The sequence below is a fragment of the Shewanella sp. MBTL60-112-B2 genome, from assembly GCF_019655055.1.
Classification (GTDB): Bacteria; Pseudomonadota; Gammaproteobacteria; order Enterobacterales; family Shewanellaceae; genus Shewanella.
The window spans coordinates 1-22378 of sequence record NZ_BPFA01000050.1 but is presented as its reverse complement, the minus strand read 5'-3'; the positions used below and the strand labels follow the sequence as shown (position 1 = coordinate 22378).

The following is a 22378-nucleotide window of genomic DNA, read 5'->3' as shown; positions in this document are numbered from 1 at the left end:
GTGCTGTTTCCAAAGGTATTTGGTGGCGGCAGTGCCTATCTTGCTTTGACCGATGACGATCTGTTAGAAACGGGGGTCAGCATCATGGCGAGACCACCGGGCAAGAAGAATAGCACTATTCATCTTCTTTCTGGTGGAGAAAAGGCGCTAACCGCTTTATCATTAGTATTTGCAATTTTTAGATTAAATCCAGCACCTTTCTGTATGTTGGATGAAGTTGATGCGCCTTTGGATGATGCCAATGTCGAACGGTTTTGCCGTTTGGTAAAAGAGATGTCCCAAAGCGTACAATTTATATATATTAGTCACAACAAGATCACCATGGAATTGGCGGATCAATTAATTGGTGTGACAATGCATGAGCCCGGTGTTTCGCGCATTGTGGCTGTCGATATCGATGAAGCGGTGGCATTAGCCGACGCAGGATGAACATAAGAAATACAGGGTAACTGATGGAAAACTTTCAACTGGTATTGCTTCTTATAGGTGTGATAGCCATTATCGCCGTGCTTGTACATGGTTTTTGGTCCATTAGAAAACAGCAACCTAAGGGATATAAGCAAAGCCCTATGGCGGATATAAGCCGTGAACGTCGTGATGCCGAAGGCTTCGATAATGATGGCATAGGTGCGGTGCGAGTTGTTAAAAATACCCAAGTGGATGATGAATCGGAAACTGTCGATGACGAACAGCGTGAACCGCTGGTGACTGAAACAGTAGCTGATGCATTTGAGCTAAGTGGCACTCCGGCTACCAAAGTGAATAAGGCCCGTGTGGAGCCTTCTTTAGCTCCTCAAGAGCCTGTATTGGCAGCTGAAATGCCTGTTCAAGAATCTTTGTTTGCCTCAGAAGAGGTCCACCTTGATGCTTCTATTATTACCGAGCAAGCGGTGAGAACTGAGCCACAGCCTCAGTTACAACCAGCATTTAAACCAGAGACACAACCAGAGCCAGTAGCACTAAAACCTGAGCCAGTTATTGAGCCTGCGCCTAAGCAGCAACAAACTGAAGAATTGGGTGACCCACGGGATGTATTAGTACTGCATGTGGTTGCGAAAGAGGGCGAAGAGCTTAGTGGAGCAGAGCTTCTACCTTGTTTGTTGACCTTGAACTTCAAGTTTGGCGAAATGAATATTTTCCATCGTCATGAAGATAATGCCGGCACAGGTAAAGTATTATTCTCTATGGCCAATATGGTAAAACCAGGGGTATTTGACCCAGACCATATGGAGCAGTTTAGTACTCAAGGTGTGGTGTTATTTATGACATTGCCTTGCTATGGCGAAGCCTTAATGAACTTCTCTATCATGCTAAATTCTGCTCATCAAATTGCTGATGACTTAGGCGGTGTGGTGCTCGATGGTGGCCGTGATGAATGGCTAGAGAGCACCAAGCAAAACTATATTCAGCGGATCAGAGCTCAGGCTTGAGATGTTATATCGGTTTTTGAAACGTAAACAGATTTAAAAGGCCGCAGCAGCGGCCTTTGTTATTATTCGGATTATAAAATGCAAGCTATTCAAAACGAAATTGCTCAGCTAACCGCTGAACTCAATCAACATAACTATCGCTATTATGTCGATGATAGTCCTTCTATTCCTGATGCCGAGTACGACCGTTTATTGAATAGGCTAAAAGCCTTAGAGACTGAGCATCCAGAGCTTTGTCGACCAGACTCTCCAACCCAAAGAGTGGGTGGTGAGGCGTTAGCCAAGTTTGAGCAAATTAAGCACTTAAAGCCAATGCTGAGCTTAGATAACGTGTTTGATGAGCAAGAGTTCACGGCATTTAATCAACGTATTGTCGACAAAACCGGTAAAGACTTAAGTTACTGCTGTGAGCCTAAGCTTGATGGACTCGCGGTGAGTATCGTTTATCGTGATGGTGTATTTGAGCGCGCCGCTACCCGTGGCGATGGTCAAACTGGCGAAGACATTACCGAGAACGTTCGTACTATTAAATCGATACCATTAACATTACGTGGCGATAGCTTTCCGCCATTGGTAGAGGTGCGTGGTGAGGTCATAATGCCTCATAAAGCATTCGATGCACTCAATGAACGTGCTCGACTAAAAGGCGAAAAGCTGTTTGTAAACCCACGTAATGCAGCAGCGGGTAGTTTGCGTCAGCTAGATAGTAAGATCACAGCCAGTCGCGCCCTTGGTTTCTATGCTTACGCCTTAGGCGTGGTAGAGCCGCAAACATGGGAACTGGCTGATAGTCATTACGGTCAACTTGAGCAGCTGCGTTCATGGGGCGTACCTGTGAGCCAAGAGGTTAAAGTTTGTGAGTCCATTGCCGAGGTGATGGCTTATTACAACGATATTCAGCAGCGCCGTAGTAGCCTAGAGTTTGAAATTGATGGTGTGGTGGTCAAGGTCAATCAAATCTCCCATCAGCTGAGTTTAGGTTTTGTAGCCAAGGCACCTCGCTGGGCAACAGCTTTTAAGTTTCCGGCTCAAGAAGAAATGACATTACTTGAAGGGGTCGACTTTCAAGTGGGCCGTACTGGCGCCGTTACACCAGTGGCTAGGCTTAAGCCTGTGTTTGTCGGTGGCGTAACCGTATCGAATGCAACGCTACATAATGCCGATGAGATTGCACGTCTAGGCGTAAAGGTGGGTGACACCATCATTATCCGCCGCGCCGGCGATGTGATCCCACAGATTGTTGCTGTTGTGGCTGAAAAGCGCCCTGAAGATGCTAAAGAGATTGTTTTCCCTGCACATTGCCCTGTTTGCGACAGTGAAGTTGAGCGTGTAGAAGGTGAAGCTGTGGCTCGTTGCACCGGTGGATTGTTCTGTGAAGCTCAGCGTAAAGAAGCCATTAAGCATTTTGCCTCACGTAAGGCGTTGGATATCGATGGCATGGGCGATAAAGTTGTCGAGCAGCTGATTGATAAAGAATTAGTCCAGAGCCCGGCAGACTTATTTAGACTCACCGCCTCGGCCATGACCATGCTTGAGCGTATGGGAATGAAATCGGCAACTAAGTTAGTCGCGGCGATTGATGTGGCGAAGCAGACAACGTTCGCGCGCTTTCTTTATGCATTGGGTATTCGTGAAGTGGGTGAGGCAACGGCCGCAAACCTTGCTGCTTACTTTAAGACATTAGATGCGCTTAAGGCAGCCAGCGCAGAAGAGTTCATTAAAGTCGATGATGTTGGCACTATTGTGGCGGCGCACTTGGCACACTTCTTAGCTCAGCCACATAACCTTGAGGTTATCGACAAGCTAATCGAGGCGGGGATCCATTGGCCTGCCATTGAAGAGGTTGCCGAAGAAGATTTGTCGCTCAAAGGCCAAACTTGGGTCTTAACAGGTACTTTGACTCAACTTAATCGTAATGATGCGAAGGCAAAATTGCAGGCGTTAGGAGCAAAAGTGGCTGGAAGTGTATCGAAAAATACCGATTGCTTAGTTGCTGGTGCGGCTGCAGGGTCTAAATTGACTAAAGCACAAGAGCTTGGCGTCAAGGTTATCGATGAAGAAGCCTTGATTGCTATCTTGGCTTAAGGGCTACTGTTCTTAACAGACAAGCCATTGTCATACTTATGGGTATAACCAATTAGATTAACTTGAAAGCTCCTCGCTGTTTGGCAAGGAGCTTTTTTATTATCTAAATAAAGCTTGAAAATCATTTAATTGCCACCACATTTAGTTGTAGGTTTAGCAGTATTCAGCATGACTTGAGTCATTAATCAAAGGAAATGGTTTGAATTTTAGTAATATCACCTGGCTTGACGATAAAGGTCACGTTAAGCCGCCATTAATGCTTTATCTGTTACTGGTATTCATCGCTCGAGGCTGGTGTGTGTTCGTCGCCTCTTTAACTCAAGCAAGCGATAGGGCTGCCTTGGTCGAGCTGTTTTATCCGCAAAAAAGCGATTTCTTAATGGCTTTGGCGGCAGGTTTTGGCGCTGTGATTGTTTATGCAGCGGTGATTGCCGAAAGAAAGCGCTCGCCTAATTGGGTTAGACCACTCTTTCCCTATATGAAATGGCTACTAGTAATCCTATTGTTCATAGATGGTGGTTTGCTCACTCAACGCATTTTACACTCTTATTATATGTATAGCTGGAGCATAGGTTTAGATGCACTGGTACTATTTTGGAGTAGTTTATATTTGTATAAGTCGAAGCGTTTGAAACTGTATTTTAGTGATTGGAAAGAAAACGACTGTAAGAAAGAGACGACGAAAAAAGAGTAAAAAAAAGAGTAAAAAAAAGACGCTGCAAGCAGCGTCAAATGAATCTAAATTCAGAGAGTCACTCTGTATTTGTGATCCGTAGATTTACGATAAAAACCTTCTAAAGTTAAGCAGTAATCATACTGCGACTAACGCTTAAACTTGTTAAAGGACAATTGACAGTATTGCTTCCTAAACATCATCTTCGGGGCGACCGATCTTAAGAAACAATTTCAGTATATGCACATTGAATATTGTATGCAATTTAAAGTTTCGATTATTTGTCTTAAAAAAGAGACAAATAAGGAATAACTTATTCTAAATCGTCTATATTAAAATCACACTAACGCGTTTAATGGCTAGTTTATGCATTTAAGCGTGTCATTTTTTTATCTTTTGTCATAAAGTTGACGCATTAGGTTAGTTTAGTAACTCAATAAGGATATTTGGTGTACTACTGAGTCGAACATTATTTTAACGGGCAGCAAGTATCGCTTGAACCACTAACCCGTAGATTAATTCTGTAAGACAAGGGCGTAGCAAAATCATCGCCCAACTTGATTAGCGATAAACGATAAGTTGAAAAATTAATGTTGGAGTGACATAGATGTCAAAGGCTGCACAATTGCAAATTCCTTTGTCAGAGTTGAAAGTGGGTATGACAGTGAAGTTACCGCTTTCATGGACGGATCATCCTTTTCTCTTTAATCAAATTGAAATAGAGAAAACGGCTCATATTGAGTTAATTAAAACATTAGATGTATCTTATGTTTACCTTCTTTCTGGCAGCGAGCTGTTAACAGTTCAGACCGCTCCTAAAGTCGAAGTGGCTCAAGCAACTCCTGCGCAACTCGCTGCCGACTCCCAAACCTTAGTTAGAAAGTCGATTCGTCTTGGCCAACAAAGGTTTACTAAGGGGGCCAGTGACTGCCGCGCAACCTTTACAAAGCTAGGTTCCGATCCTGACGGCGCATATCGAAGTGCTGCAACTCTTGTCGAAGAGTTGATGGATCATTTAAAGGAAACCGACACCCCCCATTTAGCACTGGTTAATCCTGGTGAAGATATCTCTGTCAATCAGCACGGAGTATCGATAGCGGTTTTATCTATGATGATTGGCCAAGCATTGTCCATGAATCATTCACAGCTACGTGATATTGCCATGGGCGCGCTGTTTCATGATATTGGTAAGCAAAAAGTGCCAGACGTGATCCGGCGTAAGAAAGGTCAACTCACTGAGCATGAAATCAACTTTTTAAATATGCACCCTAAATATGGTTACGACATGCTGGATAAGTCGGGATTGTTTCCTAGTGAGGTGTTAGATATTGTTTTACACCACCACGAATGGGTCGATGGTAGTGGTTATCCTGATGGTCTTAAAGGCAAGCAGATCCCATTAACGACTCAGGTGGTAAGCCTAGTTAATGACTTCGACCGCATATTGAGAGCTGAAGAGGGGCGCTCACCTCAAGTTGCATTGGGTTATTTATTTAAAAATCGTGTTGGAAAACATGAGGCACAGTTGATTTCGACGTTAGTTAAAGTTTTGGGGATCTATCCTCCAGGAACTATGGTGCAGCTTAGTGATGGCGATGTTGCCAAAGTAATGCTGACCACTTCTCAAGTGCAAAAGCCTGTAGTATGGAGTTGTTGTCTCGATGGACGCAAGGCAAGGTTACGCTTTTTAGCTGAAGAACCCCACGAGATCATCGGTGTGCTTAAGGTTGAGGAGCTTTCATCTACTGCCGTTAAAACCCTAGATGGCAACGCAACAGTTAGTTTTTATTTTAGTAGTTTATAACCAAAGGTTATTTTAGCGAGCAAACCGAGTTTATTTCTGCGCACATCCAATCTACTATGCAGCATATCGAAATCAAAATTAATGAGCTAAAGAGTAAGAGATGATTAATTCTGTCTGTATTGTTGGCTGTGGCTGGTTTGGTTTGCCTCTGGCTAAAGCGCTAGAAGCGCGTGGTGTAAAAGTGTATGGCAGCAAACGCGTTCAGTCCGAGGTATTATCTTTAAAAGAGCAAGGAATTAACGGCTTTAGGCTCGACTTAGATAACGATACTCAGTTAATACAAGATAAAGCCGAAATAGCTGAAGCCTTAGCCGCTGACTGTATCGTGATTAATATCCCACCTGGGCTAAGAAAAGCTCCCCAAGCCTACCTACAGCGACTCACAAAACTCAAGCAGCTGATGGTAGCTAATCGTTATCAGAAGCTCATCTTCGTGAGTACCACTGGAGTTTATCCTCAAGCGGATAAAATTCTAGCTGAGGCTGATGCCTGCGCCCACTCAGAGATAAGCGAAAAGCTATTACAGGCAGAAGCAATGTTCGCTGAGTTAGAGAATAGCATTATTGTTCGTTTTGCAGGTCTTGTTGGCCCCAAACGACACCCTGGGCGCTTCCTTGCAGGGAAAAAAGATCTGTCCAGTGCTAGCGGTGCGGTTAATTTAGTTCACTTAAATGACTGCATTCTTGCGGTTTCCGCTCTATTGTTTAATAGAGTATCGAGCGACGTTTATAATGTGTGCGCACCAGTGCACCCTACACGCCAAGCATTTTATACCTATGCTGCCAAAGCGTTAGGTTTTTCTGAGCCACAGTTTCTAGATGATGGCTTGATAACTGAAAGCAAAGCTGAAGGCTCTATAAATAAGGTTGCAAAGGTAAGCGGCAAGCAGATCAGCAGTGAAAGACTCTGCTCTGAGCTAGATTTTGAGTTTCAATTTAGTGATCCTATAGATATGCTGCTAGCATGCTAACCATTAAGCTTATTAATTTATCAAGAATTAATTGAATTAACTAAAGGATCGATATGAAGTCTTTCAAACAGTTACTGAGTCGCACTTTTATCGTTTTTGCTCTGTTATTCGCTCCTCTGCACAATGCTTGGGCGGCGCAATATAAAGAAGGCGTTGATTACGTCAAAATAGCAGGGATCCCAGAAAGTCATAAGCCTGTGGTTCGAGAGTTTTTCTCATATAACTGCGGCTTTTGCTATCGCCAAGATCCTTTTTTCGAGCAAACGGCGCATCTTTTAGAGGGCGATATTCAGTTTGAGCGCACTCCTGTTGGTGCAGGCCGTTCCAGTTGGATTTTAAGTCAAGAAGCCTACTATCTTGCGCAAAAATTCAATGTCACTAAACAGGTGCACGGTAATATCTTCACCCGTATTCATGAAACTGAGGGTGCCTTTACCCGTTCAGAGCAGTTAAAGGACTTTTTTGTTAGCCAAGGGCTTAATGAGGTAGATGTTGAAGCGGCGATGAATTCTACCGATGCCAAACTTGCTCTGATGAACTACGATACTCAGGCTCAACTTGCTGAAATTCGGGGTGTTCCTTCGCTTGTGGTTAATGGCCAATATCTTATTAAGGAGCAAGGAAAGACACCGGAGGAGTTAGCCGAGCTTGTGCGTTACTTAAGCGCGCTCGAGGAACCGCAGTAGTCACTTAATTAGCCCACTTAAACGTGGGCTTTTTGTTCGGCTGATTAAGCTATTTTATCCAGCCAATGTAATTTACTCACACCTTCACTCGTTCTTACCTTCTCATCCGGTCTCATTCACAGATAATGCTGTCGATATAAGGCATTGATATACCATAAAGCAGGCCGTTGCGTTATATTGACGGCATTGGACACCCTACGGATCTTATCGAAAGAGAATGCTATGCAACAAGATACTTTAAAAGAGCATATCCAGCTATGGTTATCCCGCACAGTTAGCAATGGCGCAGTCAATGAGTTGTTTGAATCTTCAATCGCCATAAGCTGTGATATAGGTAATATTAGGCCTGAAAACCAAGATCGTGTGGTATGCGTACAGGTACAAGTAACGGCTTTAGACTCTTTCGTCATTGGGATCTTATGTGATGGTATGGGAGGCATGGCGTCAGGCGCAAATTGTGCCAGCCTAGGTATCGCCTCATTTGTGACTAGTTGCATTAACAATCAGCAACTGCCAGTGGCAGAGCGACTGTTAAACGCTGTAGAAGAGGCAAACATCGATGTTTACTCTTTATATGGCAGCAATGGAGGCGCGACCTTATCGGCTTTTCTCTACGATAGCAACGGTCACTTTGAAGCTGTAAATGTAGGTGACAGCCGTATATACGCAAATTTTGCCCATGGTATTAAGCAGTATTCTAAAGATGATACTTTTGCAGGACAATCTGCAGATGCCGCTGGCGTGCATTTAACTAAAGGCTTGTTGCAATATGTTGGAGTTGGCCCCGAACTAAAAGCACAAATTGTCAGGATCCCAAAGTACCGCAATATCAAGCGAGTCATTCTGACGTCTGATGGTGCCCATTACATTGAAGCAAATACCTTTAAGCAAATACTTAATCAGAAGTTATCCGCATCTGAGCTTTGCAGTAGACTCATTCAAGTGTCTAAGTGGTGTGGAGGCTATGACAATACTTCGGTGCTAATTGCTAATGATCTACTTAATATTTTTGCAGCGCCAGATAAAACATCCTTACCTGTGGGGACACTAAAGCTTTGGGACCCATTCGGTGAAATACAGTTTATTGGTGCAATAGCACCTTAATCAAAATAGCTATATTAGTGAGAGTAAATGTTGATGTCTGAGGTAAGCACTTTGCAGGTATTTTTGAACTGATGCTGTTGAAGAAGTTGTTGTTACTGGTGCTATGGATTACATTAAGTTTTACGCTCAGTGCCAGTGCTGGAAACACTGCTGTCTACGGCTCGTTAATGCCTTTTGGACCCTCCTTCATGGCAGGTGATTATACCCGCTATGGTTTTTGGTCTAATGATGTTGAACTTTATATGGTGATTGTGTGGCTTGTCGGCTTGATGACTTTTTTAGTGAATCGTCAATTCATCCTTTTATATTTTTCAGTGTTAATTGTTACTCAAATACTTTTCATCGAAACAGTTAATGATGAATTATTAACTCAAACAGGTTATATGCTGCTTATCCCTGTAGAGCTCTGCTACTTAATGGCGTCATTCTTTCTACTCAAAAAAGATATAAAAGATAAACAACAGGCTGCTGTAACGTAAGTTTAGTTGAACTCATATCTCCCCCTGATGCCATCTTTTCCACTCTAGTCCAAACCTGGTTATTACATTTTGAACGGTGTTGCTTTCCACACCATCATGACGTTTTGTTCTCCACTTCTTTGAAAGTAACTTTGCAGTCAGTTGCAATGCACTGGCTTTATACCTGTTTTCTATTACTACCTTGGTCTAAGGTTTTGTTTGAAAAACAATCAAGCCTTACGTTGGCGTTAACTTGTAACCATTTGTTTATAAGTTATTTTTGCGTTTTTTCGATTATAGCTTCCGTTGGCGTTAGACTAAGGTCGCGATTGTTGTTCCCTCCGTGCTTGTTAGATTAACTCATGACTTAATATAAAAATCAGCACATGGGAGTCACTATGAGTTTTGAAAGCAATGAGAAGGCAGAGGGATATTGGCGTGAGAACTTGCGTCTAGTACTTGGCTTACTAGCCATCTGGGCGGCAGTGTCATTTGGCTGCGGTATTTTATTAGTAGATGTGCTCAATGAAATCCATTTCATGGGGTTCAAGTTAGGATTCTGGTTTGCACAACAGGGTGCTATGTATGTGTTTGTTGCATTGATTTTTGTCTACGTCGCTAAAGCGAATGCATTAGACAAGAAATACGATGTTCACGAAGACTAAATCCAACCCGGCCCAATCTATACAATAAGGAATCATGAGATGGACGTACAAACACTAACATATCTGATTGTCGGGTTTACGTTTGCCCTATATATCGGAATCGCGATCTGGTCTAGAGCCGGATCTACTAAAGAATTTTATGTTGCAGGTGGTGGTGTTCACCCTGTAATGAATGGCATGGCAACGGCAGCTGATTGGATGTCAGCGGCATCATTTATCTCACTAGCGGGTATTGTTTCTTTCGTCGGTTACGATGGCTCAGTTTACCTAATGGGTTGGACGGGCGGTTATGTATTATTAGCGCTCTGTATGGCTCCATATCTACGTAAGTTTGGTAAGTTTACCGTACCTGACTTTATCGGTGATCGTTATTACTCTCAGGCTGCACGAACTGTTGCTGTCGTATGCGCCATTTTTATCTGTTTTACTTATATCGCAGGTCAGATGCGCGGTGTGGGTGTCGTATTTTCAAGATTCTTAGAGGTTGAGGTCGATACTGGTGTTTATATCGGTATGGCGGTCGTATTCTTCTACGCTGTTTTAGGCGGTATGAAAGGGATTACTTATACGCAGGTTGCGCAATACTGTGTGCTAATTTTCGCCTTCATGGTACCCGCTATCTTTATCTCAGTGATGATGACGGGTCATATCATTCCACAAATTGGTTTTGGTGCTGAACTTATCGATGCCGCGGGTAATGGTACGGGGGAATATCTGTTAGATAAACTCGATGGATTATCCACCGAACTTGGTTTCTCGCAGTACACCGAAGGCTCTAAGAGCATGATTGATGTGTTCTTTATCACCGGCGCTCTGATGTTCGGTACTGCGGGTCTACCGCACGTTATTGTACGTTTCTTTACTGTACCTAAGGTGAAAGATGCGCGTGTATCTGCGGGTTGGGCACTTGTGTTTATCGCTATTATGTACACCACCATTCCAGCGCTTTCAGCTTTCTCTCGTGTAAATATGATTGAAACGATTAATGGTCCAGAGTCTACTGGTGTGGCTTATGAAACTGCGCCAGATTGGATTAAGAACTGGGAGAAAACGGGTCTAATTACTTGGGATGATAAGAACGACGACGGTAAGATTTACTACGCAAAAGGTCCAGAAAACGAGATGAAGATTGACCGCGATATCATGGTGCTTGCGACGCCTGAAATTGCTAATCTTCCTGCATGGGTAATTGCATTGGTTGCTGCTGGTGGTCTTGCTGCTGCACTATCAACATCAGCGGGTCTATTGCTTGTTATTTCAACGTCGGTATCTCATGACCTATTGAAGAAAAACTTTATGCCGGATATCTCCGATAAGAAGGAGTTGATGTATGCCCGTCTTGCGGCTGCGGCTGGTATTGTGATGGCTGGTTACTTTGGTATTAATCCACCAGGATTTGTTGCTGCGGTCGTTGCGATTGCCTTTGGTTTAGCGGCATCGTCTCTGTTCCCTGCAATCATCATGGGGATTTTCTCTAAGACTGTGAACAAAGAAGGTGCCATCTCTGGCATGGTAACAGGTTTGCTATTCACCGCATCTTACATCGTTTACTTCAAGTTTGTGAATCCAAGTGCTAACACGGCAGATAACTGGCTATTTGGTATTTCACCTGAAGGTATCGGTCTAATGGGTATGGTGATTAACTTTGGTGTGGCATTTGCCGTAAGTAAAGTCACTGCAGCTGTACCACAAGACGTTGTTGATATGGTTGAGTCAATCCGCTTCCCTAAAGGGTCTGGAGAGGCACAAGATCATTAAATCGGGCTAGTAACCTAGCAATGTAAAAGGGCGCTTCGGCGCCCTTTGTGTTTTTAAACTCATAAACCATTTGGCCTTTAGTCGAATAGAGTCGCTAGGTTAAACCGCGATATAGTGGCCTATTAGGGTTTAATTGTGGGAGTGGTTTAATGGATGCCAGTGAATTACAGCCTATTTTACAGTTCTTGCATGAAAGAGTACCGTTTGATTCTTTAAGTGAAACGGCATTATCTCGCTGCTGTCATGGCTTGACCATAGGCTATTACAGTAAAGCCTCTGGCTTTGTTCCGCTTGATCCCACTAACCCCCAGCTTTATATCGTGCGCAGTGGTGCCTTTGAAGTACGTGACAAAAATGGCGAACTACTCGATAGGCTGGGTGAGGGCGACTATTTCGGATTTCCATCACTTCTATCTGGTGAAGAGGCCAGTAATCGCGTTGCTATCTTAGAAGATGGTCTGGTGTATCACTTGCCACCGGATATATTTGATTTCTTAAGGTTAGAAAGCCGCGATTTTGACCGATTCTTTAATCGTGCCTTTGCTAAGCGTTTGCGCCATCAGGGACGGTTTAAGGCTAAAGATCTGACCACGACGAGCAGAGTTACTACTCTGATGTCTCAGTCGCCGCTGACCATAGATATGAAGGCCAGTGTGGCGCAGGCGAGTCGATTAATGCGCGACTCTCGTGTTTCATCTGTACTGGTGATTGATAATAACAAGCTGGTGGGGATCTTAACCGATAAGGATCTGCGTAACCGAGTCTTGGCCGAAAACCACGATGGAAGCTTGCCGATACATCAGGCGATGACGACCACTCCTGTGTCGATAGAGTCTAACTCCTTGGTATTTGAGGCTATGTTGCTGATGAGCGAGCACAATATTCACCATCTGCCCGTTGTCGATAACGGTGTGACGACTGGCGTGGTAACAAGTACTGACATTTTGCGAGGTCAAAGCTCTCAACCTTTATTGTTAATTGGAGAGATTGAGCGGCAAAAAGATCTGCAAAGCCTCATTCAAGTCAGCAAGCAAATTCCTTTGTTACTACAAAACTTAATCAGTGCTGACGCCAGAGCCGAGGAGATCGGTCGGGTGTTAACGTCGGTCACCGATGCATTAACTCGGAGGTTAATCGTCCTCAATCAACAAATTCTAGGTGAAGCACCTATGGCATTTTGTTGGTTAGCTTTTGGCTCTCAAGGCCGGCAAGATCAAGCGGCATGTTCAGATCAAGACAACGGTTTATTGCTTGCCCATGAGCCTGATGAAGCAGCTAAAGGCTACTTTGATGCATTGTCGCACGCTGTATGTAAAGGTTTAGATGAGTGCGGTTATATTTACTGTCCGGGTAACATCATGGCGCAAAACCCCAAGTGGCGCATGTCTTTAGATAAGTGGAAGCAGACCTTCGATAACTGGGTTAATACCCCAGAACCTAAGGCTTTAATGCATGCCAGTATTTTTTTTGATATGCGCAGTGTCTATGGCCCGCAAACATTATTTGATGGCTTGCAAGATGCCGTACTGAGTAACACTAAAGATAACGATATCTTTCTTGCGGGCTTAACGGGTAACTCGCTTACCAGCTCGCCACCGCTAGGATTTTTTAGAAAATTTGTACTGGAAAGAGATGGCAGTGAAGTGAAAGGCATTGATTTAAAGCATAAAGGAAATGCGTTAATAACCGACATTGCACGGGTGTACGCGCTTTCTGCCGGAATTAAAGAGGTCAATACAGCTAAACGCATACGTGCGTTAATGGACCAAAGTATCATTAACCGTAAAGATGCGCTTAATCTGGCCGATGCCCATGAGTTTATCGCGCATATGCGCTTGTCTAATCAAGGCTATCAATATACTCAATCTTTACCTGTGACGAACTACTTAATGCCTCAGCATCTTTCTTCATTGGTTAGGCATCAGCTAAGGGATGCATTTAAAGTGGTTCACGACGGGCAGGTTGGATTAAAGCTGAAAATGATGCGCAGTTATTAAGGTCGATTAAGCAGGAGCAATCCATGCAATATGCTTAAGGCTGTTAAGGGCGGCGCTAATTTGAGAATGAGGCCATGAATTCGAGAAAGAGAATTTGAGAAACAGAATTTGAGAGATTTATACTTAAAGACCCGATTACAGCTTAATGCTTTGTTGTCTAAAGATACGGTAATTAGTGATTATAATCGTGCATTGATAACGCAGATCTCCAAGCCTTTGTCACAACTACCTTTGATGGCTGTGGATTTGGAGATGACCGGACTAGACTGCCAGTTCGATCAGATCTTGAGTATCGGCCTCATACCCATTCATAATGGATTACTGCAAGTTTCGCATTCAAAACATCTATTGGTCAGTATCGATGGCAGTGTCGGTGATAGCGCGGTGATCCACGGTATTGTAGATAACCAATTAACTCAGGCCGTTAGCCCTAAGCAGGCTATGGCGTGGTTTTTAGAGCAGACTCAGGGTCATGTGTTAGTCGCCCATCATGCACCGTTAGATCTTTGTTTCTTAAAAGCTGAAATCCGGCGTTGTTACGGTCAAACTATTCAGTTTGTTGCTATCGACACTATGGCCGTAGAGAAAAGACGTTTGCTGAGGCAGATTGATGTTATCAAAGAGGGGAGCTTACGCCTTGATGCCTGTCGGCAACGCTATGACTTACCGGTTTACGCTGCGCATAATGCGGCGGTCGATGCACTTGCATGTGGCGAGTTATTGCTGGCGCAAATAGCAGGCATTGCGGGAAATGATGAACTGTTTTTATTTGATTTACTTGGTTAAGCTTTACGTCATTGCTCTCACGCTTTTTCCGACAAATTAAGCTTTTTACCCCAGGTTATTAATACATTCTTTATCTCTTGTTTCTGGTATGGCTTATTAACAATCCCGTCCATTCCGCACTGATAACACTGCTCAGTTTCTGTAGAGGTAGTGCTTGCTGTTAAAGCGATAATAGGTTTGGTATATCCACTATTGCGAAGCCGCATAGTCGCTTCAAACCCATCAACTACTGGCATACGACAATCCATAAAAATCACATCAACTTGATGATTGTTAAGGTACTCTATGGCCTCTAGTCCATTATTGACAATGGTAGGTTTGATGTCGAACTTAGCTAAGATCATTTCAATCAGAACCTGGTTAACTGAGCTGTCTTCAACCACCAAGACTGACATCGAGTCGATAGGGAATTCGACTTCACTGACATGATTGAGTTTTTGATTTTGCGCGGCAATCTTTAAAGGGATCTTGATGTTAAACTCTGTGCCTAAATCTAGTTGAGAGGTCAATGTCAGCTCGCCGTGCATCTCATCAATTAGGTGTTTACATATTGCTAATCCAAGTCCTGTCCCTTCGTATGCGCGGTTACTAGTGTTGTTAACTTGGGTAAAGGGGTCAAACAAGGTGTCAATTTTATCTGCAGGGATCCCGCAGCCAGTATCAGCCACTGAAAAGCTAAATATTCCATCTTGCCACTGTATTTCTACCGTAATCTGACCTCTTTGGGTAAATTTGATGGCGTTACCTATTAGATTAACAAACAGCTGCTTTATTCTATCAGGATCGCCAGTCAACCTTGCGGGGATATCATTTTGGTAATTGAAGTTAAAGTCTAAGCCAAACTCCTCGGTTCTTTGTTTAAAAATGTCGAAGATCATCTTACAAAGCTGCTTAGGGGAGAAGTCGATTTCCACAATTTGTAGCATACCCGCACTCATTTTACTGAAATCGAGCAGGTCGTTTATGATGACCCGCAACAGTTCACCGGATTGTTGCATGGTACTTAAAAGGTGTTGTTGATGAGGTGTCAACTCGGTGTAACTCATGAGTTCTGCTGAGCCTAAAAGGCCGTTTAAAGGGGTTCTTAACTCATGATTAATCATGGCTACGAAGTCTCTTGTGGATTGCTCTGAGCTTTCAGCGCGTTGCTTTTCTTCAATCGTGCGGGCGAGTAATTCTTGCCGATTGTGAGCGGCGCTGATCATATCGCAAAACAGCAAGAGTTGTTTTTCAATCGTGTGCTGCCATGACAGTGGTGAAGCAATCACTATGGTTAAGCTACCTAAGATCACTTCTCCTGAGTTAATAATAATTTTGATTTGTTTATTGTCATCACTCCAAAATAACGGTGATGAAATAGAGTTGTCGGCATTGATAAGTGCTTTATCGCCAGCGTAATAGGAGCGAAACTTGCCGCTTTGATCTAATGATTTAAATCTGACTTTACTTGCCTTGATTTCGTCAATGCCAATTAGGTCATCGAGTAAACGTTGCAGCAAAATATTTGAGATGGGTTTTTGTAAAAATAGCTGATTAAAATCGAGCAGTATCGATTCAAGGTACGTTTTAAATTGAAGTAGTGCGATGTCCTGCTCTGATTTCTCTTTGATATTGATCAATGAGTCTTCGACGAGCTGTTTTGCAATATAAAGCTCGCGACTTTTTTCTTCTAGTAGTTTCTCAGCGGCTTTTTTAGCCGCTTTTTCGCGCTCGATCTTTTGCGAAAGTAAGTGAACTCTCTCAGTTAATTTATTGATCTCATTATCAGGCATAATTCATGCTCACGCTGAAATTAGTCAAGTCTAGTGATGGTAAAGCGTACTTGTGACTGCTCAGTGTTGAGCGAGTCCATTTGAATATCGATATTTTCGGCAAAGTGATCTGCACATCCTTGAATTAAGCCTAAACATACATGTGACATACAGCGGGCTGACAAGTAATCCATAACTAATTGTGTCTTAGTTGCCGAAATAAAATTGAAAGTGGGTGGGTTAGCGCTTGGATAGAGTTTTTTTACTTCAATATGAATGTATTCTTCTACACTCTTGATAAAACTAAAGGTGGAGTCAGCCTTGCCTTCGAGTCCTGGTAAGCTTTTATATAAGGTATTAAAAACCGACTTTCCATAGATCCTCTGTAACTCTTCAGCCGAGACTCCTGTCAATTTACTCAGAGTAATAATGAGGTTGATCAGATCTTTGTGATCATAGGTGCCAACACTGGTATATATGCCATCATTTTGATTTTCATCTAACATTTTTTGGCATACATCTAACCCAAAAGTGTCTTCTACTAGTTCGAGAAACTCGGCGAAGATAATCCCTTTCATCAATGACTCCTATGCTTAATCCTTCTATATTAAGGTAGTGTATTAAAAGTAATAATTCAACGTGTTAGCGGAAACTCAGTCTAGTTGTGGAGTGAGTTTCTATTGTGAACTCTGTAAAGAATAAGCTTTCATCAAGATACTCCTCTTTTAAGCTAAGGGTAAAGCTATACTCGCCACTATTTTACAACAGGCTTAGTTACATTTTTGGGCTTTGTAGGCTGAAAATCATTCGATATATTATCTATAGTTAATGTGAACACTATTGGCTCGAATACAGTTGGCTCTACTATAACTGCCCAACAGCTATTAACGATTTCAGATGTTGGTGAACCATTTCGAGAAGATCATAGGAAGGGAAAATGGCATTTCCGTTAATTTGGTTAGGTGCTGCAGCGGTCGGCGCGGCGATTGTTGCCGATGAGCGAGAGAAGCAAAAAAACATTGCGATGAAGCGTCGGCAAGGTAGGGCTAATAGTGAACATCGTCAGGGGCAGTCGGCAGAGCTTGCTCCTAGTCTGTGGAAAACCGGCGACAAGGTGGTTAAACCTGAGCCAGGCGCTATTGTTTGTTGTTTCGTATTTGGAGTGATTGAGCATACAGGTATTTGGATCGGTGATAATACGCTGGTGGAGTTACACGGGAGTGGTTTGGTTCGCGCTGTATCGGTAAAGCGTTTTTTAGCAGGACGTACGGGAAGCCGTATCTATCAAGCCTGTGATCACCAACATCGAGCCTTAATCGGTGAACAAGTCCTCGCAAGAGCTAAGCAATCCATATTTAATTATCGTGACTATGACTTGTTTGATAATAATTGCCATCGTTTTGTTTGGCACTGTTTAAGCGGTGAAGAGCGAGCTTTATCAAGCTTTGGTAAGCTTAATAATCAGATCGGCTGTTATTTTTCTGAGGCGGTATATTGGGATGAGTTGGAATTATCTCCTAATTAATATGCCGTTAAAGCCCCATAAAAAACACCGATATGAATCGGTGTTTTGTAGTTCATGCTAGCAACTAACTATAGTGTTAGCCGCAGAAATGCTTAACCGCTTTCGCAACAAGTTCAATACCTGTTTTATCACAAGGTGGTAGCTCTGCATCGCTTGTGTTAATTGGTGTGACTCGGTCGCCCCATTTAATCAAAGCTGCAGCAGATGTTAGACCTGCACCAAATGCACAAGATAAAATGGTTTGATTAGGTTGAATTTTACCTTGCTCTAAAGCATCACAGATTGCAATCGGAATAGTTGCTGCAGAGGTATTACCATAATTAGCAATGTTCACAACTGCTTTCTCTTTCGGGATCTTCATACGGCTAATTAACGTATCGATAATACGCTCGTTCGCCTGATGAGGGATAACCCAATCGATCTCTTCTTTATCGATACCGCACTTTTCGATAACTTTAGTGCTTAACTTACCCATACCAGCGATAGCACGCTTAAAGATCTCTTGACCGTTAAATTCGATATAGAAGTCTAAAGATGAGGCTTCGAATCTATCCATTGCAGTACCAAACCCTGCTTTTAGGATATCACGACCATCAGGGTCGTTATTTAGCTCATAGCCCAATACACCAATCGCTTCGTCAGTCGCTTCTAATACTACAGCGCCGGCGCCGTCACCAAAAAGTACGGCGGTGTCACGACGAGACCAATCTAGGAAGAATGAAAGACGTTCAGCGCCAATCACGAGTACCTTCTTACATTGACCACTTTTGATCTGTGAACTACCTAGACCTAGGCCATATAAAAAACCACTACAAGCGGCGTTGATATCAAAAGCGGCGCAGGTTGCACCCACTTCTGCTTGTACTGTTGAAGCGATATTCGGGATTAGGGTATCTGGAGTCGCGGTGGCAAGAATAATCATATCTAGCTCACTACCATCGATCCCCGCAGCCGCGAGCGCTCGTTTGGCTGCTACAGAGGCTAGTGCCGACGTATCAACGTGGCTAATGTGTCTTTGGCTAATACCTGTACGTGGTTTAATCCATTCGTCAGAAGTTTCGATAAATGTTGCAAGATCATGATTTGTTAGGGTGGCGGGCGGAACACACTTTCCCCAACCAGTAATAGTGGCGTACTGCATCTAGGTATTCTCTATCAATTAAAAAGGCAGAACCTGAGCTCTGCCTTATGGGATCTGTATAAGTGAAGCTTAGCAAAGATCATGCTAATCAAACAGTGAGCTAGTCCTCTTGTTGGCTAACTAATACGCGGATTGCTTCGGCAGCATGTAAGATATGCGCGCGTAATACCTCGACGGCTTTTTCAACATCTTTTTTCTTACAATATTCAAGTATTTCACGGTGATCTTGTTGAGCCTTAGGTACACCACTTGCAAGAAATAGTTGTAATCGAACGTAACGGTCACAACTAGTATTTAATCCTTGGACGACTTCAAGAGTGTGTGGGCGGTTCGCCGCACTGTAAAGACAAGTGTGGAATTGTGAGTTTAATCCACTCCAGTTTTCAACTTGTTCTTTATCTTGGAAGGCCGCATCCATCTCTTGCAGAATACATTCTGCTTGATTGAGATCTTCTTCACTTAAGTTAGGTATCGACTTCGCGAGTAAGTCGCCTTCAATCAGTGCTCGTAAATCAAAAAGTTCGGTGACATGCTCAGGAGACAAGAGTGTAGCTGTCGCGCCTTTATGGGCTTCAAACTTAACTAAGCCTTCGGCCTCCAGTTGCAATAAGGCTTCCCTTACCGGAATTCGGCTAACATTCAATTCATCAGCTAAGGCGCTTTGACGTAAAGGTTTTCCTGCCGCAATTTCACCGGAAAGGATTTTTTCCCTAAGCACCTCGACCACAATTTGTGTGCGAGTTTTATGGACGATAGGTGTTGTTCTGCTCATAGTTCCCGATTTTTTTGTTATTTATACAAGTTGATCCGTCCTAGGTTACCGCTAATGCCATTATAATGAAAGGGAAACCATAGGTTTCCCTTTCACATTTTTGACATACTTAAAACGTGATGACGCCAGTTTGGCCTTCAATAACGCGGGTTGGCAACAGGCCATTAGGCATATTTTGGTAACAAATAGGTCGCTCAAATCGTGCCATTGCAGCAGAACCTACAGACGTGGTACGGCTATCGGTACTGGCTGGGTATGGACCACCGTGGTTCATTGAGTGACACACTTCAACACCTGTAGGCATTTGGTTGAAAATCAAACGACCGACATTGAATGCTACCGCTTCAATTAGGGTTTTATTGTCTGCAATTTCAGACTCTAAACCGTGAATCGATGCGGTAAGTTGCCCTTCAAGTTGTTCTGCAATAGCTTGCATTTGAGCGTTATCATCACACTCGACCAATACAGAACATGGACCGAACACTTCCTGCTGAATATCATTCGATGCGATAAAGTCAGCTGCTGTCACTTTTAGTGCAGTCGGCCGAGTAAAGTGGTTAGCCGGCGAAGACTCACCTTGAGCGATAAGCTCTACTTTCGGATTGGCGACTAGCGCTTCAATTTGTGCCTGATAAGTACTTGCAATCCCAGCAGTTAGCATACTTGCTGCGCTTTGAGATGCGACATCTTGTGCCAAAGTTGCCTTGTAGCGGTTAAGTGCATCGCCTTTTACTGCAATGACTACACCTGGGCTAGTACAAAATTGTCCGTGGCCCATCAACATAGACTGAACTTGAGTCGATGCTAAGCTTTCAGCTTGCTCTTCTAAGATCTCAGCCAAGATAAATTGTGGATTGATTGAACCTAATTCGCCATAAAATGGAATGGGTTCTGCACGCGCGGCACATAGATCAGATAAGATTCGGCCAACTTTAAGCGAACCAGTAAAGCCTACGGCTTTGATGGCTGGGTCTGTGACGAGTGTTGTTGACACCTCAGGTGCAAAACCTTGTACCAGATTAAATACGCCGTTTGGCATATCGCACTTAATTGCTGCACGTTCGATTGCTCGGCTGACAAGCTCGCTGGTTGCGGCATGCGCCGGGTGGCCTTTAACTACAACAGTACAGCCGGCAGCAAGAGCTGATGCCGTGTCACCACCTGCTGTTGAAAATGCCAGAGGGAAGTTAGATGCACCAAATACTGCAACTGGTCCAAGCGGAAGGGTCGTCAGTCTTGTATCAGGCTTTGGTAGCGGTTGTCTTTCTGGGTTAGCCAGATCCACATAGCGGTTATCGATAGGGTTTCTTAAGTTGCCCGCGAATAATCTCAACTGACCACATGTACGTCCAGTTTCACCTTGAAGACGTGGCATTGGTAAACCCGTTTCTAAATGAGCGGTTTCAGTTATAGCAGCAATGTCAGCTTGAATTTCGTCTGCAATGGCTTCAAGAAATTCAGCACGACGAGTTGGCGCAAGACTACGGTACTGAACAAATGCTTGCTTTGCAGCAGTCGTAGCACTGGCAACTACAGCTTGGCTTGCGTTCGCAAAGCGCCATGTAAGTGCTTCGTTGGTCACAGGATTAGTACTGTTAAAGTCGGTTGACTCGCTAGTCCATGCACCATTAATAAAGTGTTGGCCTGAAATCGCAACTTGGGTTAAATCTGTCATGTTTACTCCTGAGTTTGAAAGCTCAATTAGAAATTCTATAGGGTTAGACTACCTGGAAGCCAAATGCATACGGGTCATTATCATCTACGGTTATGGCATTTTTGCCGATAATCCTTGCCCAGCCTTTGATACTTGGCATAATCGCTCTGTGCTTACCGACCGTGGTTTCAGCCTCAATACGGCCGACAAACTGGCTGCCGATAATGCTTTCATGGGTGTATTCATCACCAACGCTGAGTAAGCCCTTGGTAAATAACTGTGCTAAACGTGCGCTGGTACCTGTTCCACAAGGAGAACGGTCGATTGCTTTATCACCGTAGAAAACGGCATTGGCACCGTCAGAGCCATCACTAATTGTATCTCCAGTCCAAAGTACGTGGCTGACACCATTAACCGTAGGGTCATCTGGGTGAACACAAGTAAGTTGCTGCTGAGCGACTTCCCTTACAATCGGGCTCCATTTTAAAATGTCCCCGGCACTCCAGTGACGAAGCCCTGGGAAGTTCTCTTGAGGGTCAACGATAACGTAATAGTTACCACCATATGACACATCAACTTTTAGTGTGCCAAGGCCTGGGATGTCTAATATTTGATCCTGATGAGCTAAGTAGGCGGCAACATTATAAATTTTTACCCAATCGACCTTTTCACCAGTTTGCTGATAATCAATTTTTATCTGTCCGGCTGGAACATCGATAATAAGTTGTCCAGGTGTTTTAGCTGTTAATAAGCCAGACTCAATCGCAGCGGTGATGGTGCCGATGGTGCCATGGCCGCACATAGGTAAACAGCCACTGGTTTCGATAAATAGGATTGAAGCGTCGGCGTTGTCTGAGCAAGGAGGGTAAAGAAAAGCACCTGACATCATGTCGTGGCCGCGAGGTTCAAACATTAAGGCTTTACGGATCCAATCATACTCACGGAGAAAATGTTGGCGCTTATCGCTCATGTTATCGCCAAGTAGGTGAGGGTGGCCGCTGGTGACTAATCTGACCGGGTTGCCACAGGTATGGGCATCAACGCAAAAAAACGTGCCTTTTAGCATGTAAAACACTCCATTGTTATAGTTATAGTTATAGTTATAGTTATAGTTATAGT

The 22378-nt window shown here is 43.6% G+C and carries 19 protein-coding genes and 1 pseudogene; 14 read left to right on the top strand and 6 right to left on the bottom strand.

Annotated features, from left to right (window positions below; all coding sequences use genetic code 11):
- The 13 genes and pseudogenes from K5Q73_RS20805 to K5Q73_RS20745 all read left to right on the top strand — a co-directional run.
- Positions 1-429, top strand: a pseudogene (locus K5Q73_RS20805) (chromosome segregation protein SMC); the annotation flags it as partial.
- Between the two features lie 23 nt (positions 430-452).
- The gene (zipA, locus tag K5Q73_RS20800; RefSeq protein ID WP_220759614.1) at positions 453-1430 is read left to right on the top strand and encodes a cell division protein ZipA; all 978 of its coding nucleotides are present in this window, start codon (positions 453-455) and stop codon (positions 1428-1430) included.
- Between the two features lie 78 nt (positions 1431-1508).
- Complete coding sequence (ligA, locus tag K5Q73_RS20795; protein WP_220759616.1) at positions 1509-3515, top strand: NAD-dependent DNA ligase LigA; 2007 nt, start codon at positions 1509-1511, stop codon at positions 3513-3515.
- A 199-nt stretch (positions 3516-3714) separates the two neighbouring features.
- Complete coding sequence (locus tag K5Q73_RS20790; RefSeq protein WP_220759618.1) at positions 3715-4209, top strand: DUF2919 domain-containing protein; 495 nt, start codon at positions 3715-3717, stop codon at positions 4207-4209.
- 586 nt (positions 4210-4795) lie between these two features.
- Positions 4796-5992 (top strand): HD-GYP domain-containing protein, encoded by a 1197-nt coding sequence (locus K5Q73_RS20785; RefSeq protein WP_220759619.1) that lies wholly within the window; start codon positions 4796-4798, stop codon positions 5990-5992.
- A gap of 100 nt (positions 5993-6092) precedes the next feature.
- Positions 6093-6962 carry an SDR family oxidoreductase gene (locus tag K5Q73_RS20780; RefSeq protein WP_220759621.1) on the top strand — a complete coding sequence of 290 codons (870 nt, stop codon included), beginning with the start codon at positions 6093-6095 and terminating at the stop codon, positions 6960-6962.
- Positions 6963-7015: 53 nt separating this feature from the next.
- Positions 7016-7648 (top strand): thiol:disulfide interchange protein DsbA/DsbL, encoded by a 633-nt coding sequence (locus K5Q73_RS20775; protein ID WP_220759623.1) that lies wholly within the window; start codon positions 7016-7018, stop codon positions 7646-7648.
- Between the two features lie 222 nt (positions 7649-7870).
- A complete protein-coding gene (locus tag K5Q73_RS20770; protein WP_220759625.1) occupies positions 7871-8752 on the top strand; it encodes a PP2C family serine/threonine-protein phosphatase in 882 nt (293 codons plus the stop codon).
- Between the two features lie 77 nt (positions 8753-8829).
- Positions 8830-9231: a hypothetical protein gene (locus tag K5Q73_RS20765; RefSeq protein WP_220759627.1), complete on the top strand. Its 402-nt coding sequence runs from the start codon at positions 8830-8832 to the stop codon at positions 9229-9231.
- 377 nt (positions 9232-9608) lie between these two features.
- The gene (locus K5Q73_RS20760) at positions 9609-9875 is read left to right on the top strand and encodes a DUF4212 domain-containing protein (RefSeq protein WP_012277650.1); all 267 of its coding nucleotides are present in this window, start codon (positions 9609-9611) and stop codon (positions 9873-9875) included.
- A 39-nt stretch (positions 9876-9914) separates the two neighbouring features.
- Positions 9915-11633 (top strand): sodium:solute symporter family protein, encoded by a 1719-nt coding sequence (locus K5Q73_RS20755; protein WP_220759629.1) that lies wholly within the window; start codon positions 9915-9917, stop codon positions 11631-11633.
- A gap of 149 nt (positions 11634-11782) precedes the next feature.
- Positions 11783-13630 carry a DUF294 nucleotidyltransferase-like domain-containing protein gene (locus tag K5Q73_RS20750; protein ID WP_220759631.1) on the top strand — a complete coding sequence of 616 codons (1848 nt, stop codon included), beginning with the start codon at positions 11783-11785 and terminating at the stop codon, positions 13628-13630.
- A 108-nt stretch (positions 13631-13738) separates the two neighbouring features.
- The gene (locus K5Q73_RS20745; RefSeq protein WP_220759633.1) at positions 13739-14416 is read left to right on the top strand and encodes an exonuclease domain-containing protein; all 678 of its coding nucleotides are present in this window, start codon (positions 13739-13741) and stop codon (positions 14414-14416) included.
- 17 nt (positions 14417-14433) lie between these two features.
- On the opposite strand, the gene K5Q73_RS20740 is transcribed toward K5Q73_RS20745, so the two are convergent.
- Together K5Q73_RS20740 and K5Q73_RS20735 are read right to left on the bottom strand one after the other, a co-directional pair.
- A complete protein-coding gene (locus tag K5Q73_RS20740; RefSeq protein ID WP_220759635.1) occupies positions 14434-16188 on the bottom strand; it encodes a hybrid sensor histidine kinase/response regulator in 1755 nt (584 codons plus the stop codon).
- A gap of 20 nt (positions 16189-16208) precedes the next feature.
- Positions 16209-16745: a heme NO-binding domain-containing protein gene (locus K5Q73_RS20735; RefSeq protein WP_220759637.1), complete on the bottom strand. Its 537-nt coding sequence runs from the start codon at positions 16743-16745 to the stop codon at positions 16209-16211.
- Positions 16746-17104: 359 nt separating this feature from the next.
- Here K5Q73_RS20735 and K5Q73_RS20730 point away from each other — a divergent pair, with 359 nt between their 5' ends.
- Positions 17105-17692 (top strand): lecithin retinol acyltransferase family protein, encoded by a 588-nt coding sequence (locus K5Q73_RS20730; protein ID WP_220759639.1) that lies wholly within the window; start codon positions 17105-17107, stop codon positions 17690-17692.
- A 76-nt stretch (positions 17693-17768) separates the two neighbouring features.
- Here K5Q73_RS20730 and K5Q73_RS20725 read toward each other — a convergent pair whose 3' ends face one another.
- From K5Q73_RS20725 to K5Q73_RS20710, 4 genes are all read right to left on the bottom strand, one after another.
- Complete coding sequence (locus K5Q73_RS20725) at positions 17769-18833, bottom strand: ketoacyl-ACP synthase III (RefSeq protein WP_220759641.1); 1065 nt, start codon at positions 18831-18833, stop codon at positions 17769-17771.
- Positions 18834-18933: 100 nt separating this feature from the next.
- A complete protein-coding gene (locus K5Q73_RS20720) occupies positions 18934-19605 on the bottom strand; it encodes a GntR family transcriptional regulator (RefSeq protein ID WP_220759643.1) in 672 nt (223 codons plus the stop codon).
- Positions 19606-19714: 109 nt separating this feature from the next.
- A complete protein-coding gene (locus K5Q73_RS20715) occupies positions 19715-21280 on the bottom strand; it encodes an aldehyde dehydrogenase (NADP(+)) (RefSeq protein ID WP_220759645.1) in 1566 nt (521 codons plus the stop codon).
- 43 nt (positions 21281-21323) lie between these two features.
- On the bottom strand, positions 21324-22325 hold the full coding sequence (locus K5Q73_RS20710) for a 4-hydroxyproline epimerase (protein ID WP_220759656.1): 1002 nt from the start codon (positions 22323-22325) through the stop codon (positions 21324-21326).
- Positions 22326-22378 lie beyond the last annotated feature (53 nt).

Bases quoted from the DNA above. Each gene is read 5' to 3' on its own strand.
- zipA (WP_220759614.1), top strand. From the start codon at position 453: ATGGAAAACTTTCAACTGGTATTGCTTCTTATAGGTGTGATAGCCATT.
- ligA (WP_220759616.1), top strand. From the start codon at position 1,509: ATGCAAGCTATTCAAAACGAAATTGCTCAGCTAACCGCTGAACTCAAT.
- K5Q73_RS20785 (WP_220759619.1), top strand. From the start codon at position 4,796: ATGTCAAAGGCTGCACAATTGCAAATTCCTTTGTCAGAGTTGAAAGTG.
- K5Q73_RS20780 (WP_220759621.1), top strand. From the start codon at position 6,093: ATGATTAATTCTGTCTGTATTGTTGGCTGTGGCTGGTTTGGTTTGCCT.
- K5Q73_RS20775 (WP_220759623.1), top strand. From the start codon at position 7,016: ATGAAGTCTTTCAAACAGTTACTGAGTCGCACTTTTATCGTTTTTGCT.
- K5Q73_RS20770 (WP_220759625.1), top strand. From the start codon at position 7,871: ATGCAACAAGATACTTTAAAAGAGCATATCCAGCTATGGTTATCCCGC.
- K5Q73_RS20760 (WP_012277650.1), top strand. From the start codon at position 9,609: ATGAGTTTTGAAAGCAATGAGAAGGCAGAGGGATATTGGCGTGAGAAC.
- K5Q73_RS20755 (WP_220759629.1), top strand. From the start codon at position 9,915: ATGGACGTACAAACACTAACATATCTGATTGTCGGGTTTACGTTTGCC.
- K5Q73_RS20750 (WP_220759631.1), top strand. From the start codon at position 11,783: ATGGATGCCAGTGAATTACAGCCTATTTTACAGTTCTTGCATGAAAGA.
- K5Q73_RS20740 (WP_220759635.1), bottom strand. From the start codon at position 16,188: ATGCCTGATAATGAGATCAATAAATTAACTGAGAGAGTTCACTTACTT.
- K5Q73_RS20735 (WP_220759637.1), bottom strand. From the start codon at position 16,745: ATGAAAGGGATTATCTTCGCCGAGTTTCTCGAACTAGTAGAAGACACT.
- K5Q73_RS20730 (WP_220759639.1), top strand. From the start codon at position 17,105: ATGGCATTTCCGTTAATTTGGTTAGGTGCTGCAGCGGTCGGCGCGGCG.
- K5Q73_RS20725 (WP_220759641.1), bottom strand. From the start codon at position 18,833: ATGCAGTACGCCACTATTACTGGTTGGGGAAAGTGTGTTCCGCCCGCC.
- K5Q73_RS20720 (WP_220759643.1), bottom strand. From the start codon at position 19,605: ATGAGCAGAACAACACCTATCGTCCATAAAACTCGCACACAAATTGTG.
- K5Q73_RS20715 (WP_220759645.1), bottom strand. From the start codon at position 21,280: ATGACAGATTTAACCCAAGTTGCGATTTCAGGCCAACACTTTATTAAT.
- K5Q73_RS20710 (WP_220759656.1), bottom strand. From the start codon at position 22,325: ATGCTAAAAGGCACGTTTTTTTGCGTTGATGCCCATACCTGTGGCAAC.